Below are 394 nucleotides of genomic sequence, written 5' to 3'. Positions count from 1 at the left end.
GAGGGCTGATGATCATTGTGCCTTTGCCCGGATAGTGGAAGACCACTAGCTCTTCGGTGTTCAATAGGATTTCAACGCGATCTGCGGCACCGCGCGCTGCACCCATGTAGGCGCACACGTATCCACCGCCATTGAGCACCTGAAACGTGGACCGGAAATAGTAGCCCACCTTTTGTCCTTCGTGCAGTAGCCAGTAGCAGTCGAACATGCAGGATAGTGGAATAGCAGGCCCAACCTTGAGCACCGCGTCATCGGGAAGTGCGTGCGGCCCCTTGTTCAGAGCATAACCGCCGCCAAGCTCGTAGAACAGGTACGGGTCCATCGGCACGTATAGACGATGTTCAGCATCATGGTCGATCATGGTCAGTCCTGATTAAGAGCGACAAGCGAATAC

General features: G+C 55.1%; 1 protein-coding gene. It reads right to left on the bottom strand.

All coding sequences use genetic code 11. The features are described 5' to 3' along the window. A partial coding sequence (locus tag AC1RPG_RS08355) for a hypothetical protein (protein WP_481762527.1) occupies positions 1 to 361 on the bottom strand: 361 nt, incomplete at its 3' end. Positions 362 to 394 lie beyond the last annotated feature (33 nt).

It is taken from the genome of Dellaglioa sp. CoH-57-MRSF-18 (genome assembly GCF_056781995.1).
The sequence above is the reverse complement of the archived record's forward strand: the minus strand, read 5'-3'. Positions and strand labels throughout refer to the sequence as shown.